15 protein-coding genes are annotated in these 15,237 nt (G+C 69.4%); 8 read left to right on the top strand and 7 right to left on the bottom strand.

What is annotated here, in order from left to right:
• A partial coding sequence (locus AB4Y80_RS14550; protein ID WP_442215063.1) for a hypothetical protein occupies positions 1-1,880 on the bottom strand: 1,880 nt, incomplete at its 3' end.
• A gap of 219 nt (positions 1,881-2,099) precedes the next feature.
• On the opposite strand from AB4Y80_RS14550, the gene AB4Y80_RS14545 reads away from it, so the two are divergent.
• The 7 genes from AB4Y80_RS14545 (at position 2,100) to AB4Y80_RS14515 (ending at position 6,879) form a co-directional block, all read left to right on the top strand.
• Positions 2,100-3,047: a diacylglycerol/lipid kinase family protein gene (locus AB4Y80_RS14545; RefSeq protein WP_442215062.1), complete on the top strand. Its 948-nt coding sequence runs from the start codon at positions 2,100-2,102 to the stop codon at positions 3,045-3,047.
• Positions 3,044-3,823 (top strand): phosphatase PAP2 family protein, encoded by a 780-nt coding sequence (locus tag AB4Y80_RS14540; RefSeq protein WP_442215061.1) that lies wholly within the window; start codon positions 3,044-3,046, stop codon positions 3,821-3,823. The genes AB4Y80_RS14545 and AB4Y80_RS14540 overlap by 4 nt, the downstream gene beginning before the upstream one ends.
• Complete coding sequence (locus AB4Y80_RS14535) at positions 3,820-4,629, top strand: DUF1206 domain-containing protein (RefSeq protein WP_442215060.1); 810 nt, start codon at positions 3,820-3,822, stop codon at positions 4,627-4,629. The genes AB4Y80_RS14540 and AB4Y80_RS14535 overlap by 4 nt, the downstream gene beginning before the upstream one ends.
• Positions 4,630-4,794: 165 nt before the next feature.
• Positions 4,795-5,340, top strand: coding sequence for a YceI family protein (locus AB4Y80_RS14530; protein WP_442215059.1), 546 nt, complete (start codon positions 4,795-4,797; stop codon positions 5,338-5,340).
• A 44-nt stretch (positions 5,341-5,384) separates the two neighbouring features.
• Positions 5,385-5,768 carry a low affinity iron permease family protein gene (locus AB4Y80_RS14525; RefSeq protein WP_442215058.1) on the top strand — a complete coding sequence of 128 codons (384 nt, stop codon included), beginning with the start codon at positions 5,385-5,387 and terminating at the stop codon, positions 5,766-5,768.
• 94 nt (positions 5,769-5,862) lie between these two features.
• Positions 5,863-6,423: a Dps family protein gene (locus AB4Y80_RS14520; RefSeq protein ID WP_442215057.1), complete on the top strand. Its 561-nt coding sequence runs from the start codon at positions 5,863-5,865 to the stop codon at positions 6,421-6,423.
• A 51-nt stretch (positions 6,424-6,474) separates the two neighbouring features.
• Complete coding sequence (locus AB4Y80_RS14515) at positions 6,475-6,879, top strand: hypothetical protein (protein ID WP_442215056.1); 405 nt, start codon at positions 6,475-6,477, stop codon at positions 6,877-6,879.
• A 75-nt stretch (positions 6,880-6,954) separates the two neighbouring features.
• Here the strand turns inward: AB4Y80_RS14515 and AB4Y80_RS14510 are convergent, their stop codons facing one another.
• Both AB4Y80_RS14510 and AB4Y80_RS14505 read right to left on the bottom strand, forming a co-directional pair.
• Complete coding sequence (locus tag AB4Y80_RS14510; protein ID WP_442215055.1) at positions 6,955-7,344, bottom strand: VOC family protein; 390 nt, start codon at positions 7,342-7,344, stop codon at positions 6,955-6,957.
• 129 nt (positions 7,345-7,473) lie between these two features.
• Positions 7,474-7,710, bottom strand: a complete 237-nt coding sequence (locus tag AB4Y80_RS14505; RefSeq protein WP_442215054.1) for a hypothetical protein — start codon at positions 7,708-7,710, stop codon at positions 7,474-7,476.
• Positions 7,711-7,865: 155 nt separating this feature from the next.
• Here AB4Y80_RS14505 and AB4Y80_RS14500 point away from each other — a divergent pair, with 155 nt between their 5' ends.
• Positions 7,866-10,802: a helix-turn-helix transcriptional regulator gene (locus tag AB4Y80_RS14500; RefSeq protein ID WP_442215053.1), complete on the top strand. Its 2,937-nt coding sequence runs from the start codon at positions 7,866-7,868 to the stop codon at positions 10,800-10,802.
• A 19-nt stretch (positions 10,803-10,821) separates the two neighbouring features.
• Here AB4Y80_RS14500 and AB4Y80_RS14495 read toward each other — a convergent pair whose 3' ends face one another.
• From AB4Y80_RS14495 to AB4Y80_RS14480, 4 genes are all read right to left on the bottom strand, one after another.
• Complete coding sequence (locus AB4Y80_RS14495) at positions 10,822-12,441, bottom strand: HD domain-containing phosphohydrolase (RefSeq protein WP_442215052.1); 1,620 nt, start codon at positions 12,439-12,441, stop codon at positions 10,822-10,824.
• A gap of 40 nt (positions 12,442-12,481) precedes the next feature.
• The gene (locus AB4Y80_RS14490; RefSeq protein ID WP_442215051.1) at positions 12,482-13,075 is read right to left on the bottom strand and encodes a carboxymuconolactone decarboxylase family protein; all 594 of its coding nucleotides are present in this window, start codon (positions 13,073-13,075) and stop codon (positions 12,482-12,484) included.
• A gap of 31 nt (positions 13,076-13,106) precedes the next feature.
• Complete coding sequence (locus AB4Y80_RS14485) at positions 13,107-13,871, bottom strand: hypothetical protein (protein ID WP_442215050.1); 765 nt, start codon at positions 13,869-13,871, stop codon at positions 13,107-13,109.
• Positions 13,872-14,360: 489 nt separating this feature from the next.
• Positions 14,361-15,221, bottom strand: coding sequence for an SDR family oxidoreductase (locus AB4Y80_RS14480; RefSeq protein WP_442215049.1), 861 nt, complete (start codon positions 15,219-15,221; stop codon positions 14,361-14,363).
• Between the last annotated feature and the right edge of the window lie 16 nt (positions 15,222-15,237).

Raw genomic sequence — 15,237 nt, 5'->3', positions numbered from 1 at the left:
GCCTTGAGCAGGTCYAGGAGGCTGAACAGGCCAAAGAGCTTGGGCAGCGCGCCGGAGAGGAACGACGCCGGGTCGAAGGTGCCGGCATCGAACGGGGAGGGCCCGGCGCCGCTCTCCCCGATCGCGCCCAGCGCCCGGGAGATGCCCTTCACCGACAGGTTGGGGGCGAGGAACCCGCCCGCCCGGTCCGAGCCGCTGCTGAAGTCGACGGCCGCGGGGGCGCTTTTGAGGGCGAGGACCAGCTCCCCGGCGTTGGGGGCGCCGGGGACGGGCGCGGCGTCCATTCCGCGCGCGGGCAGGCCGTGGGCGAGGTAGGGCTGGGCGAAGACGACGTCCACCGCCGGCGCCTGGGGGGCGAGGTGCCGCATGGACGGGACGACGACGCGGGCCTCGGTAAGGAACGGCCGGCTGGTGACGTTGGCCGAATCGATCTCGCCGTCGAAGACCAGGTGGGCGATCTCCACCGAGGTGTCCCCAGCCTTGACGGGGGCCGCGACCGCGAGCGCCTGCCCGCGCCCCTGGATCTGGCGCACCGGGAAGTACCGTGCTGCGGCATTCTGGGCGTTGAACAGGAAGGTTTGCGGTCCCTCCCGTCCCGCCTGCACGAACACGAGCGGCGCCGGCCAGGTCGTTATCCCGCCGCCGCGGTCGACGGTGGTGAGCGTGAACGGGAACGGGACGCCGTTGCGGGTGGGCACGAACGGCTCCCGGCCGTCCGGCGGCTTGTCGAGGTCCGGCGTGACGAGCGGGCCGACGGTGACCTGCCCGAACGGGTTGTCGCGCTCGCCGTCCGGATAGCCGCGGGTGGGCTGGCGGACGATGATGAACCAGCGCTGCCACAGATAGGCGACGGGCGTGTCGCGGTGCTTGATCTCCCGTTCCGTGACGGCGACCAGGAAGCATCGGTGCCCAAACGGGAACAGGATCCCCGGGTAGGCCTTGCGCACGTAGCCGTCGCGGCCCATGAAGGACTGGTGCCGGTAGTCGACGATGTTGGTGGGGAACTCCCAGGACTGCCTCCAGTCGAACCAGGCGCCGAGGCTGGACAGCGAGAGGTTGCTGACCAGCAGGGGTGTCTTGGCGTTGCCGGGGTCCCCGCCGTGGGTTTTCTCGACGATGGCGCGGCGGTCGAATTCGACGAGGGGCTGCTCGAAGGCGGGCGGGGGCTGCTCGACGTCGCGCGTCCACAGGGCGCGCACGATGCGCTGCTCGGGTTCGTCGTCGTCAATCGTGCCGTCGTCCCGGCGCACCGTCAGGTGCGTGCGCCACAGCTCGGCCCGGTCCGGGGGACCCTTCGGGGCGCTGTCGTGGACGAAAGCGCCCCGCGCGCTCGGGGAGACGATCAGGTGGTAGGGCGCCTCAATCGCGGTCTCAAGCTCGCCCGGCCTCTCGGCGCCGCGGTCGCCCGCCTCACCGGCCGGGGTCGCGTTGGGCGAGACCCGCAGGCGCAGGCCCGGGAGGGCCGCAAGCACTTTTTCGAGCGTGTAGGGGATGCGGGTGCCCTCCGGGACCTCATAGACCAGCCGGCTCGGGCCGGCCGCGATGTGGCTCGAGGGCCCCGGCGGCGGCGCGGGCGGGGGCGGCGGGGCCCCGGCATCCCAGATCTCCTCGCCGATGTGTTGCGGCGGGAAGTGGATGATGAGCGAGGCGTCCGGTCCGGCGACCAGCTCGGCGCCGCCGTCGCCGGGCTCGAGGGCGCAGCCGGGGGCCTCGAGGCGGAGATCCAGGAGGTCCCGGGTGCGCTGGAGGCGGACATCGACCCGGGGTGGTTCCTCGCGCGGGTTCCCGGCAGGCTGGCCCATGCGGGACCTCCCCCTGATCACGCCGGTCCGCGGGCGGGTCGGCTCGGTGATGATTCGTGCGCCTTGGGTTTCGATCATCCCGCCGTCCTGCGGATCTGGCAACAACTTTAATCCGGAGGGCGCATGGATGCGGGGTGGGACAGTGCCGGGACGTACCCCCGAGCTGCATGGCGGACGCTGGGAACGGGCCGGCGGACAAAAGTCCACGGGCCATTGCCTTTTTTGGTTCGATGTGTGCCGAATCCGGCTAGGATGCTATTTCCGGACACATCCCTGATACTTATCCCGGAGGTCGAGATGAGCGAGTTCAGCCCCGCGCCGAGCCGGCGCGCCGCGGTGATCATCAATCCGATGAAGTCCCCCGGCAAGGATTTCCAGTCCGCGTTTTCCAGCCTGTGCCGGGAGGAAGGCTGGGCCGAGCCGCTCTGGCTGGAAACCACGGAGGAGGACACCGGCGCCGGTCAGGCGAGGAAGGCGCTCGGGGCCGGGGCCGACGTCGTCATTGCCGCCGGCGGGGACGGTACCGTTCGCTGCGTGGCTGAGGTCCTCACGGGCACCGCCACCGCATTGGGCATCGTGCCGATGGGAACGGGCAACCTGCTGGCCCGCAACCTGGGCATCGACATCACGGACCCGCTCAGCGCCAGCCGGGACGTTTTGAACGGGTCGGACGTTTTGATCGACGTGGTGAAGGCGGCCCTGGACCACGCGGAGGAGGAACAATGCTTCCTGGTGATGGCCGGGCTCGGCTACGACGCCGCCATCATGGCCAACACCCTCGATCAACTCAAGGACCGTGTGGGCTGGCTTGCGTACGTGGAGGCCGGCATCCGGGAGCTGCCCGGCAAGCCCGTGAAGGCGCGTATCAGCATCGACGGCCGGCCCGTGTTCCGGCGCCGGGTCCGCAGCGTGATGGTGGGCAACTGCGGAAAATTGATGGGCGGCGTGGAGATCTTCCCCGATGCGCTGGTCAACGACGGCATCCTGGACCTGGTGGTCCTGGCACCGGTGGGAAAATTGGGGTGGTTGGGCGTGCTGGCCGGACTCTTCGGGCGAAAAAACGACATGAACAGCTCCGTGGAATACTTTTCGGGCAAGTCGGCGGAAATCACGCTGGACCGTGACCAGGAATTCCAACTCGACGGAGACCACCTCGCCGCGGCAAGACACCTCCGGGTCACGGTGGAGAAGCGCTCGCTGACCGTGCGGACGACGGCGGGCCCTGCGGCCCGGGACAAGTCATGACCGGCTCCCCGGCCCAGCACGGGCAGCGGCGGGCGGGCTGGCACGAAAAGTTCATCGTGGAGGAACGCTTCGTTGCCCCCGCCACCCGGCGGCGGCTCTATGCCACCTCCGCGGTGCTGGTCACCACCGGACTTCTGCTGTTCCTGGTGCTGCTTTACGGCGTCGTGACGCATTCTGGAATTGAACGCCTGGACCAGCCGGTGACCACCTGGTTTGTTGCCCAGCGCGCCCCGGAGCTGACCGTTTTCATGATCGCGCTGGCCGTCATTTTCGGGCCGGTCGCCCTGCCGGTGATCGTCCTGGTCGTCATCGTCGCCTGGACGGTCCTGGCCAAGCACGCCTGGCGTCCCCTGCTCCTGGCCGCCGGGATGGCCACGGGGCTGATTCTGGCGCAGGTCCTCGCCCCGCTGATCCGGCATCCCCGGCCGCCCGTCGCGGCGATGCTCTTCGGCGCGGACTCCTCCTTCTCCTTCCCCTCCGGCCACGTGCTCGGGACCGCGGACTTTCTGCTGATCCTGGCCTTCCTGGTCGCCAGCCGACGCCAAAAAACGGCCTTCACGGTGGCCGCAGTCGGCATCGCCATCGTGGGGATCCTCCTGCAGTCCGCCAGCCGTCTCTACCTCGGCTACCACTGGATCAGCGACACGACGGCCTCCCTGGCCCTGTCCCTTGTCATCGTGGGAATGATCATGGCCGTCGACACCGTGCGAACGGTCCGCGTCCCCGGCGAACGTGTTGAGGGCCCCCACTCACAGACCCAGGTCGACGGCTCATGAGCGCCGGGCGCGAAGCCCGCCGGGTCGCCGGCAAGGCCGGCAACAGCGCCGCGCTGACCATGGTTGCCCGCGTCGGGTTCGCGGCCAGCGGGCTCATGCACCTGCTGATGGGCTATATCGCCATCCGGATCGCCCTGCACCGCGGCGGGGAATCGGACCAGTCCGGCGCTTTCGCCCAGTTGATGAAAGTGCCGGGCGGGGCCATAGTCCTGTGGGTTGCAGTGGTGGGGCTCGCCGCCCTCGCCCTCTGGCTCCTCCTCCAGGCGGCCCTGGGGATCGGTTCCTCGTCCAAGAAGCGGTGGGCACGCAGCCTGGTGTCGCTCGGGAAGGCGGTGGCCTACTTTGTCCTTGCCGGGACGGCACTGGCATTCGCGCTCAAACGGCCCACGAACGCATCGTCCTCCACCCGCCAGGCGAGCGGGACCATCCTCTCCCTGCCGGGGGGCCAGATGCTGCTGATCATCGTGGGCCTGGCCACGGCCGGCGTCGGCTGCTACTTCATCTACAAGGGCGCCCGACGAAAGTTCCGCACCGATATCAGTATCCCCGGCGGGCGCTCCGGGAAAGCCGTCGTCGCGGTGGCCGTGATCGGGTACCTCGCCAAGGGCGTCGCCGTCATCATGGTCGGGGCCCTGTTCGTCATCGCGGCCGTCACGGTGGATCCGCACCAGGCCTCCGGTCTCGACGGCGGACTGAAGGCCCTCGCGGCGCTTCCCCACGGCGAAGCGATCCTGATCGTGGTCGCGGTGGGGCTGATGGCCTACGGTATTTACAGCTTCGCGCGCGCCCGCTTCGCGCGCCTGTGACGGGCCCGGCGCGCAGGATCGGGCGGCGGCGCGCCCGGGCAGAACTGGTGGTGCCCGGGCACTGGTGCCGGGCCGTGCCGATGTGTTTTGCTTGTCTTGGCCCTTCGAGGCCAAACCATCACAGTCCGTCGTTTGTCCATCATCCACATCACCAGGAGATCAGCCATGACACTGCCCCAGGAACTCAGTGAAGGCGTCTGGATGCTCGACCTCGCCCACAGCGAGATTGGCTTCACGGTGCGCCATGCCGGCATCAGCAAGGTCCGCGGACGCTTCACGGATGCGGCAGCCGAAGCCCGCGTGGGCGACTCGCTGGCCAACTCCACCCTGCACGCTGTCGTGAAGACCGCGAGCTTTGATTCCGGCGACGCCAACCGGGACACCCATGTGCGCAGCGCCGACTTCTTCGACGTCGAAAAGTACCCCGACATGACGTTCCGGGCCACCAGCGTCGAGGGCGAAGGCGAGGAATACACCCTCACCGGGGACCTGACCATCCGGGACATCACCAAGCCGGTCGACCTGGAGGTGGAGTTCACCGGCGTGGCCGTGGATCCCTTCGGGGCGACCCGTGCCGGATTCACGGCCGAAACCGTCATCAGCCGCAAGGAATTCGGGCTGACCTGGAACGCCGCACTAGCGGCCGGCGGGTTGCTGGTCAGCGACAAGGTCAAGATCGAACTCGAGGCCGCACTGGTCAAGCAGGCCTGATCGGCTGACATTCTCCGCCAGGCCATCCAGTGAGAGGTCCCCCCGTGAGCGAGCGCACCAAGGAAGATGTTTTTAGCCGCTTCACCACCAAGACAGCCACGGCCCTCGGGCATCCGGGCGTCTTCGTCGGCGCGGTCGCCATCCTCATCCTCTGGGCCGTCAGCGGGCCAATATTGGGCTTTTCGGACACCTGGCAGCTGATCATCAATACGAGTACGACGATCGTGACGTTTCTGATGGTGTTCATCATCCAAAACACCCAAAACAGGGACAATCTGGCGATCAACCTCAAGCTCGAGGCGATGATGCTGGAGTTGAAAGTCACCAACTCCAAGCTCTACGGAGCGGAGGACGAGGGCGAGAAGGACCTGCAGCGCCAAAAAGACAAGCTCCGGGCCGCGGAGGAAAAGGACGGCGTTCGCGATTGATTTTTTGATTCGGTGGCGCTCGCCATGATTCGTGGTTAGCGTGGGGTACCCGGCCCTCGAAATTCGGTGGCCGGCATGTGAGGAGGAGTTGTCGATGGTTTCCAAGAACACTTCGAACGCAAAATTTACGGTCCCCGGCCTGTCCCTACAGGACGGCCACAAGGTGGGGGCCATCCTGCAGGGCCGCCTGCACGCCCTCAACGATCTGGCGCTCACTCTCAAGCATGCACACTGGAACGTGGTGGGCCGGGACTTCATCGGCGTCCACAAGATGCTGGACCCGCACATCGAGCTGGTGCGCACCATGATTGACCAGACGGCCGAGCGCATGGCCACCCTGGGGGTATCCCCCAACGGGCTCCCCGGGGCGCTGGTCCGGGACCGGGCCTGGGATGACTACTCGATCGGCCGGGCCGGGACCGCCGCACACCTGGCCGCCCTGGACATCGTCTACGACGGCCTGATCGCCAGCCACCGGGAGGCCATCACGGCCACGGGCGAATTGGACCCGGTCACCGAGGACATGCTCATCGGCCACACCGCCGCGCTGGAACTCTTCCAGTGGTTCATGCGGGCACACCTGGAAGACACCGCCGGCACCCTCGAGCACGAAGGCACAGAAACGGAGAAAGCCGCCGCCGGCAAAACCAAATAGGCGGCGGGCATTTCCCCACGTCCCACTGAAGCCCACGAACAGGAGATGACCATGAAGGCAAAACTGGCGTTCGTTGCAGGACTCGGCGCAGGATACGTCCTGGGCACCCGCGCCGGGCGAGGCAGCTATGAGTCGATCAAGCGATCGGTGAAATCCATGTGGCATACCGATGCCGTGCAGGAGACCGTCGCCACCGTCGCCAAGACCGTCAAGGACGAGGCCGCCGACGTCGCGGAGCAGCTGGGCCGCAAGGTCAAAAGTGCCGTCCCGCACGGGAAGCCCGCTGAGGAAGCCCCCAGCGGCGGCGATCGTCCGGCGACGTCCACGACGTCCGGGCCCGAAACGGCCACGCCCCCCGCCACCGCGGACGTCGATTCAGATCCGGCGCTCACCGACCAGGAAGGACAGGACTGGGCCGCCGAAGGCGGGGCCGGCCCCACGGGGCCCGCGACCTGACCCCGCATGAAATACCGGACCGCCGGACCGGGGGCGTGGGTACGCGGCGGGGCTACTTAGCTTTGGCGGGCCTGGTCAAGCCTGGACATTTTGGTGCAGGCACAAAATGTTGCCGTCCGGGTCCTTGAACCAGGCGGCCTTTTCCGACCCGACGCTCGAAATGTGATCGGTGGTCTTCAGATCCGGCAAGTCGTAGTCCTCGAACGTGACTCCACGCGCGCCCAGGTCGCGAATGGCGTCCGCGATGTCCTGAACCTCGAAGCTGATGGCCGTGTGCTCGGAGGGCTTCGCGGCCGGATCCGGCAGGAGCCCCAGGGTCGCGGATCCCTCGAGGGCGAAGATCAGGTTACCGTCCGCCGCTTTCCCGCGAAACTCCAGGCCAAGAGTATCCGCGTAGTACTTCTTGGCGCGCTCCTGGTCCGCGACCGGAAGAATGGTTGTTGCTGGGCTTGATGAAAGGGACATGGCCACCACCGCCATAGGAGAAATAGGAAGTTTAATACTACGCCGGCAGGGCCGAAAAGGCGCCGGCGCGAAACCCGCGCCCGCCCGGCGCGGCCTCGGCAGGCCGTCGTCGGACGGGCGCGGGATTGCTTAGCTCTCCGGCACCCACAATGGGGCGGTGACCCCGGCGCCGGTGAGACTGTCGCAACGCACCAGTTGCGTTCCGATACGGGTCAGCTCGCACGCCGGGCCGGTGAATATGGTCACCGTTCCGTCCAGTGTTCCGGTGTCCTGGCGAGCGAACGCCGGGGCCGGTGCGATGATGGCCGTCAGCAGGGCGGCGACGGCAAGGCCGGTCCACCGCGATGCCCGATGTGTTGAATACATGATCTTGCCTTTCATTGGGTGGGGATCCGCTGTGAATCCGATATCTCTACAGTCGTCCCCGACCGCTCGCATTACATCGGGAATTACCCCTCAGAAATTCAACAAAAACCCTCAGATTCCCAGCCCGCCGGGCGCCGCGGTGGGACACTGGTGACGTGACCCAAAACGTGGAGGGGATTGACCCCGACCTCGTCGGACGGGCGAAGGAGTTGGGGGTATTGGGCGCCTTCCTGGCTGGCGTCGCCGCCGGGACGGCCGGAACACTGGTGGTCTCGGGGGATGCGGGCGTCGGGAAGACCGCCCTGGTGCAACACGCCTGTGCTTCCGCAGGCTCCGTGGCTTGGGTCTTCGCCGGCGCCGCCCTGCCCCTGGCCTCGCTCACGGTCCCGTTCCTGGCCCTGCGATCGGCGTTCCGCCGTGCTCCACGGCTCGACGGCGTTGCGCACCCCACGCTGCGAACGGCCGGTGAGGCGCCGCATGACGTGCCGGTGGTGATTGACGGTTGGCTAGAGGAGCTCTGCCTGCTCCGGCCGGTGGTCCTGGTGATCGACGACCTGCAATGGGCGGACCAGAGCACCCTGGATGTGCTGATGTACCTGATCGCCGGGCCGGCCGACCGGAGCCTGGCCATCATCGCCACGCTGCGCAGCGGCGAGGTCGCCGAGGGCCACCCCGTGCAGCGCTGGCTCGCCGACATCCGGCGCCTGCCCCGCATCAACTGGCTGACCCTGGGCCCGTTGGACCGCCTGGAAACCGAGGCGCAGCTCTCGCGTCTGCTGGGCGCTCCCCCGCACCAGTCCCTGCTGGAGGAAGTCTTCACCCATACCGCCGGAAACGCCTACCTCAACCGCCTGGTGGTCGCCGGCCTTCGGCCCGATGCCCGGCACCTGCCTCCGAAGCTGCCCTCGGACCTGCGATCCGCGGTGCTGCGCTCATGGCGCAGCTTGTCCGCCGAAGCCCGCCAAATCACCCAGCTCATGGCCGTCGGCGGCCGGCCCATCCGCGCCCGGGACCTCGACGCCGTCGCGCACCCGGGGAGCCGGCCCGACGGCGTCCTCGCGCTCCTCCATGAGGCGGCCGATGCGGGCATCACGGAGTGCGGAGCGGAAGGAACGCACTGGTGGTTTCACCATCCGCTGATCGCCGAGGTCCTCGAGCAGGAGCAGGACGGCGACGAGCGGGCGCGTTGGCATGCGGCCTTCGCCACCCACCAGCAGGACCGGCTCGCCGGGGCGGCTGACCCGGACTTTGAGTCCCTGGTGGCCCTGGCGGACCACCATTACACGGCCGGCCACACCGCCGACGCCTACCGGTGGGCCCTGCGCGCCTCAGCCGCCGCGGGCGACGCGGGCGGCACGACCGAGATGCTCCGCCTGCTGCGCCGCGCGGTCGTCTTGCGCAGGAGCCTGCCGGACGCACCGGAGAGCCAGCAGGAGTTGTTGACCCGGCTGCGCGCCGCCGCCGAGGAGACCGGCGCCATGGAGGATGAACTGGAGGCGGTGGAGGCGCTGTTGGTCGTAGCCGGCATCGACGCCCGACCCCTGGACGCGGCCGAATTGCTGGTGCGGCGATCGCACCTGCTCTTTTCCACGGGACGATCCTTCATGACGATCGGCGACATGCGCCAGGCGGTCCGGCTCGCCGCCGTTGAGCCGGCAAGCTGGCAGTACGCGCTTGCCTTGGCGGAACTCGCCCACGTCGAGGTGTGGGCGGACAAGCCCGACGCGGCCAGTCACGCCGGGGGGGCCCTCGCGGCAGCCCGTGCTGCCGGTCATCCCCGGGCACTGTCCTACGCACTGACGGCCAACGCCATGGCCGCGGTGAACAACGGCTATTCCGAGGCGGCGCGAACCTTTGCCACCGAGGCCAGGGCGGCCGCCGTGCAGGCCCGGGACTATTGGGGTTTTGTCCACGCGTCGTTCTGGCAGGCGAATGCGACCGCAACCTGGACGAGCCAGCAGTATGCCGATCTCATGCGGGCGGGGCGCCAGCAGCTGGCGGCCCTCGGGGCACCGCACGCATTCATCGCCAAAATGGCCGCCAGCGAGGCCGGAAGCTACCTGGCCATCGGCCGCTGGCGGGAGTGTGAGCAGGCACTACGGGTGGCGTTGGGCTCTGACCCCGGCACCATGGGCGATGTTGCCGCGCGCCTGTCGGCCGCCCGTCTTGCCCTCTGGCAGGGCCGGCAGGCGGAGGCGCAGGCCCACCTGGCCCGCGCCGAGGAGCTCTACGCCCAAAAGTCCGACTTCCTCAATCTCGAATTCGATGCCGTCCGCGCGGAAGTCTTCCTCGGGGCCGGCGACCCCGAGGCCGCCTATGATGCGGCGATGACGGGTGCCAACGCCGCCGGCATGTTGCCGACCATGTGCGAATGGCTCATTCCCCTGGCCGCCCGGTCCCTCGCGGACCGGATCCAACAGGCCAACGATGCCATGGGACCGACCGCCGACCTCGTGGCGCTCACCGACGAGCTGGTCCGCCGCTTCCCGGCCGCGCTCCATGAACCCGGCGACTGCACGGCGCTGTATGACCTGCAGGTGGCGGCCTTCAACCGTCTCTACGCCGCCGAGGTGGGCCGCGCCCGCGACCGCGCGGACAATGCGACGGACTGGTCCCGGGCCGCCGACGCCTGCAAGGCGGCCTCCCTTCTGTGGGAAGAGGCATACACGTGCTGGCGGGCGGTGGAATCACTGCTGTTGCACGGGCACGCCCAGCGCGGTCCGGCCACGGCGTTCCTGCGCCGCGGGCTGGTCCTGGCCGAGGAACTCCAGGCCGGTCCCATCCGGGCACGGCTGGGCGAACTTGCCGCCCGCGCCCGGATCGACATCACCGCCCCTGCGGCCGGGGCGCGGCAGGCGGCCTTCGCCGAGCTGCCGGGGCTGACGCCGCGGGAACGGGAGATACTTGCGTACGTCGTCGCCGGGCGAACCTACGGTGAGATCGCCCGGGCCCTGGTGATCAGCGAGAAAACGGTCAGCTCACATATCTCCAACCTGTTGCGCAAAACGGGCGCATCCAATCGGCTGGACCTCTCCCGCCTGGCCACCCAGCCGGCCAGTGGCCCCGCCGCGGGGATGCCGGACGTTCGCTGACCCGGTGCTCGAGCGGCGCTCACCCGCCGGCCCGGTCCCACAATCCGTGATCCAGGGCAAACAGCGTGGCCGACACCCGGTTGCCGGCCCCGATCTTTAAGTAAATGTGTTCCACGTGGTTCCGGGCGGTCTTCGGCGCGATATACAGCGCATCGGCTATTTGCCGGTTGTTCATCCCCCGGCACAGCAGCCGGAGCACCTCCGCCTCCCGGCCGGTCAGCCCGCTCGGGTGCACTGGACGCCGGCGCACGCCCTGGCCGGCGGCCAGGAGGACGGCATCGGCCGCCCGCGGCTCGAGCCGGCCGGCCCCGGCCTCGGCCCGAAGCCGTTGCCCGGCGCCCTCCGGTGTCAGCGCCGGGCGGTGCGGGCGGGGCTCCAGATAGCCTTGATACGCGTCGGCGGCGGCGAGAATCCGCTGGCTCGGATCGAGCTGGGCCCCGTCGCGCCCGCGCGGATAGCCGGATCCGTCCACCCGTTCCCGGTGCGCCCCGGCAATCGCGGCCGCGCGCCGCATGCCGGGCACGCGGCCAAGGATCCGCTCGCTCAGGTCCGGGTACATCTGGACCCGCTCCCGGTCCACATAGGAAAGCGGTGTCTTCTTGTCCCAGATGCCGTTGGACACGCCCAGCCGGCCCAGGTCGTGGACCCAGCCGGCGCGGCGGAGCATCTCCACCTCCCCGGCGTCCAGGCCGTACTCTCCCCCCGCTTCGGCCGCCAGGGCGGCCACGGCCCGGGAATGGCCGATCGTGTAGGGGGATTTGAGGTCGGCGAAGTCGCCGATGGCCGCCAGGACCGAATCCAGTTCCGGCCCGGACAGGGGCACGTCGGCCGGGGCGGCGGCCAGCACCGCCGGCCACGGATCGAGCTCCAACAGGTCCCGCGTCAGGGCCCGCGCATGGGCGCAAAAGAGATCCGCGAGCTGCGGATCAAATTGGGTGCCCCGGCGTTGTTTAACGGTGGCGACCGCCGCATCGACGCCGCCGGTGCGCAGGAAGACCTCCGCCGCGTCGGCCAGCTGGGCGATGCGCATCTCCAACGGGATTTCGACGCCGGTCCGCCCCGCCGGGAGTCCCTTGCCGTCCCAGCGTTCAAAGGTATGGCTGAGGATGTTTGGCATGCTCTCATCCAGCCCGACCCTGTTGGCCAGCTGGCCGGCCGAGGTGCAGTGCGAGCGGATGAGCGTTCGGACGGCGGTGGTGGCCGTGGCCGCGAACCGGGTGCGGCGCTCGGCGCGGCGCAGCGGCGCCAGGCCGGATCCGGTGTGGCGCAGCAGCAGGGCGAGCATAGGGAGCCCCCGGGCGTCCACCGTGTAGTAGTCGGCCCGGAAGCCGATGTCATCGCCAAAGAGGGCGGCCAGTTCAAAGGAGTCCGCGTGGCAGCCGATCCAGGCCAACAGGTTGGCGTAGAAGATTCGCCCGCGTCCCGCCGGTTCGACGCCGGCCAGGTCCGCGAGCCGCAGCCCCAGCAAGGTGCCGCGGAGCATGTGCTCCATGGGCTGTCCCAGGCCCAGATCGATGGCCAGCGACAAGGCCGCCAGGATCTCGGAGCGGCGCGGTGCGCCAGGATCCGCCGCTCCCGCGGCCGCGGGAGTCGCGGGAATCCGTTCCGAACGCCCTGAACCCAGCAGTGGTTCCGTCACAGTGTCCAGTATAGGACGGGCCCCTTCGCCGGCCCTGGTTTCAACCGGCGAGCGGCTGGCGGGTTCCGAGCGGTTCGAGCAGGGCGTGGCGCAGGGTCTCGCTGAGGCCGGGCGGGACGTCGACGTCCACGGCGAGCGCCTGGAGTGCGCGGCTGAGGTAGTTGCGGGCCGCGGCGGCCAGGGCGATGTCAACAATCTCCCGGTCCTCGAACCCGGCCTCGCGCAGGCGCAGGCTGTCGGCGTCGGTCATGGCGGCGGAATTGGTGCTGAGCTTCTGCGCGAATTCCATCATCGCCACCTCCGCCGCGGACAGGCCGGCGTCGTGGTAGTCCCGGGCGATCCGCACCAGCTCCTCTTCGCCCAGGAATTTCAGCGACTTGTTGCCGTGGGCGAGCCGGCAATGGGCCGATCCGATGCCCAGGGCCGCGGCGAGGGTCACGAGTTCAAAACGGCGCAGGCCCATCGATCCGGCGATGGCGCCCTGGAGGGCCCTCCAGGCGGCAAAGGCGTCGGGATTCACGCTCAGGGCTTTGGTGTGGCTGGGTACATAGCCCAGCGCGTTCCTGTCGTCGGCGTAGATCTCGGCCGCCCGGCCCGTGGCCGCAGCCTCCGGGGTGGTTTCAATGATGCTCATGGTGGATTTCCCTTTTCTCTGATCGCGGCCTTCAGGGTCGTGATGCCCTCGTTTCGGTGCTGATCTCCGGTCGCTGGGCCGTGCCGGCGGTGGAGGGGAACCTGACGCCGAGGTCGGCCACAAACAGGCCGCGTTGCGGCAGCCAGAAGCCGCCCAGGTGCTCCTGTTCGGGCAAAGGCGCCGGGGTGCCGGCATCGAGGCCGTCGATGGTGGCGGCGGCGGACCGGACGGTCCACACGCGCAGCGGCCGCGCCTGGAAGGTTTGCCCGTTGGGGACGACGCCGGAGAATCGCAGCTTCCCGGCGCGGAGCAGCGGGCCGGTCATCGCCCCCATGGCGCGCAGGACGCGTTCGTCCCGCCACCAGCGGGCGGGCATCCGCGGTGCCAGGGCGCTGATGGCGCGGGTGGTCGGGGACGGTGCCAGCTCGATCCGCCAGTCCAGGATCCCGGGCACCGCGATGGTGGCCGCGGACGGGCTGTCCCAGCCGATGGTCGCCTCGGTGGTGACGGCCGCGTCGAGGGCCGCGCCGAAATATCGTGCGCAACTCAGCTGGGGTGGGGCGTCCGCGTAAACCGTCCACTGCCGGTCGGGCCGGCGCAGCCAGACCGCGCGGTAGCCGGGGCCGATCGAGCTGGCGGGAAAGTGCCGGAACGCCAGGTAGTGGCCGGAGCGAAACGGCACGCCCAGGATCCCGTACCCGGCGAACCGTTCCGCGGTGTCGGCGGGCCATTCGGCGGGGATTGCGGTGGGCTCTTGCGCCCTCGTGGCGTAGTCCTGCGGCTGCTGTGCGGTCATGTCGATCTCCTTGATGTCCTCATGCACAGATCGTAGGGCCGCCAGGGCATAAGCCGCATGGGGCGGATGCCCCATTTTGCCAGGACCATTCAGGCACCTCAGGCCGCGTCCTCGGCGATGATCGCCCGGCTGATGGAGTCCAGGGAGGCCGCCACGTCGTCGTCCGTGGAGTAGTTGGGTGAAGACCACCTCGTTGAGCACCTCGACGCCGGGCAGGCGCGAGAGGGCCCGGGCAAAGGCCTGCGCGTTTGCCACCAGCCCGTCCACGAGCGCCGCGACGCCGGAGCGGCCCAGCGAGCGCAGGGCGGCCCATAGGCGAGAGCCATGTCGACGGATGCGTGGCGGTCCCGGCCGGCGAAGACCCGCACCCGGGGCCCCCCGCACATGCCCTCGCTCGCCAGATCCCAACCGGCCCGGTCCAGGACGAACTTGCGGGCCGCGGCCAGGCCGCCTGCCCGCCCCGTCGGGGCTTCCCGACCGGGCCCGGGATCACTCGGCGGGCAGTCCGACCAGGCCGGCACTCACCCGCCAGAGCCGGGCGGCGGCGGCGCCGTCGTACGAGGCCTTGGCGGATCGTCTGGCCACGCCATTGGCGAAGTAGCACCCGGTCACGTGCTCCAGGCCGGCGTCGGACGCCAGGCGGATGGACAGGGCGGCACCGCGGGCCGGGGTCTTCATGAAGGGGCGTAGGAACGGCACGGCCAGTTGCTGCATGCGGCCGGGGTCCTCGGCCCCAAAGGAGGTGCTCACCACGCCCGGATGCAGGGCATTGGCCGTCACCTGGCTGCCCGTGAGCCGCCGGGAGAGCTCGTAGGTGAACAGGACGTTGGCCAGCTTTGACTGGTTGTAGGCCCGCGACCCCGAGTAGGACCGTTCGCCCTGGAGGTCCTCGAAATCGATCCGGCCCAGGGCCTGGGCGTTGGAGGCCACCGTCACGATGCGGGCCGGGGCGCTCTCCCGCAGCCGATCCAGGAGCAGCCCGGTGAGCAGGAACGGAGCCAGGTGGTTGAGCGCAAACGTGCGTTCCAGCCCGTCCGCACTCACGTGCCGGGTGTTCCAATAGCCGCCGACATTGTTGACCAGCACATCGATCCGGGGCAGGCTCCGCAGCACCTCCCCGGCCAATCGGCGCACCTGCGCCTGGGAGGAGAGATCGGCGATGAACACCTCCACGCGTCCTCCGCCGGCCGCCCGGATGTCCCGGGCGGCGGCCTCGGTGCGCCCGCGGTCCCGCCCGGTGATGGCCAGCCGGGCACCCCTCGCGGCCAGCCCGACGGCGGTGGCCTTGCCGATGCCCGAGGAGCCGCCGGTGACCAGCACCGTCTTGCCCGCCATGGTTTGGCTGTTCATGTCTGTCATGTCTTTA

It is taken from the genome of Specibacter sp. RAF43 (assembly GCF_052114065.1).
Classification (GTDB): Bacteria; Actinomycetota; Actinomycetes; order Actinomycetales; family Micrococcaceae; genus Specibacter.
This window is presented reverse-complemented; position numbering and strand designations above follow the sequence as displayed.

What these genes read in the sequence shown, in the direction of transcription:
- AB4Y80_RS14545 (WP_442215062.1), top strand. Translation starts at nt 2,100, where the DNA reads ATGAGCGAGTTCAGCCCCGCGCCGAGCCGGCGCGCCGCGGTGATCATC.
- AB4Y80_RS14540 (WP_442215061.1), top strand. Translation starts at nt 3,044, where the DNA reads ATGACCGGCTCCCCGGCCCAGCACGGGCAGCGGCGGGCGGGCTGGCAC.
- AB4Y80_RS14535 (WP_442215060.1), top strand. Translation starts at nt 3,820, where the DNA reads ATGAGCGCCGGGCGCGAAGCCCGCCGGGTCGCCGGCAAGGCCGGCAAC.
- AB4Y80_RS14530 (WP_442215059.1), top strand. Translation starts at nt 4,795, where the DNA reads ATGACACTGCCCCAGGAACTCAGTGAAGGCGTCTGGATGCTCGACCTC.
- AB4Y80_RS14520 (WP_442215057.1), top strand. Translation starts at nt 5,863, where the DNA reads ATGGTTTCCAAGAACACTTCGAACGCAAAATTTACGGTCCCCGGCCTG.
- AB4Y80_RS14515 (WP_442215056.1), top strand. Translation starts at nt 6,475, where the DNA reads ATGAAGGCAAAACTGGCGTTCGTTGCAGGACTCGGCGCAGGATACGTC.
- AB4Y80_RS14510 (WP_442215055.1), bottom strand. Translation starts at nt 7,344, where the DNA reads ATGTCCCTTTCATCAAGCCCAGCAACAACCATTCTTCCGGTCGCGGAC.
- AB4Y80_RS14505 (WP_442215054.1), bottom strand. Translation starts at nt 7,710, where the DNA reads ATGTATTCAACACATCGGGCATCGCGGTGGACCGGCCTTGCCGTCGCC.
- AB4Y80_RS14490 (WP_442215051.1), bottom strand. Translation starts at nt 13,075, where the DNA reads ATGAGCATCATTGAAACCACCCCGGAGGCTGCGGCCACGGGCCGGGCG.
- AB4Y80_RS14485 (WP_442215050.1), bottom strand. Translation starts at nt 13,871, where the DNA reads ATGACCGCACAGCAGCCGCAGGACTACGCCACGAGGGCGCAAGAGCCC.
- AB4Y80_RS14480 (WP_442215049.1), bottom strand. Translation starts at nt 15,221, where the DNA reads ATGAACAGCCAAACCATGGCGGGCAAGACGGTGCTGGTCACCGGCGGC.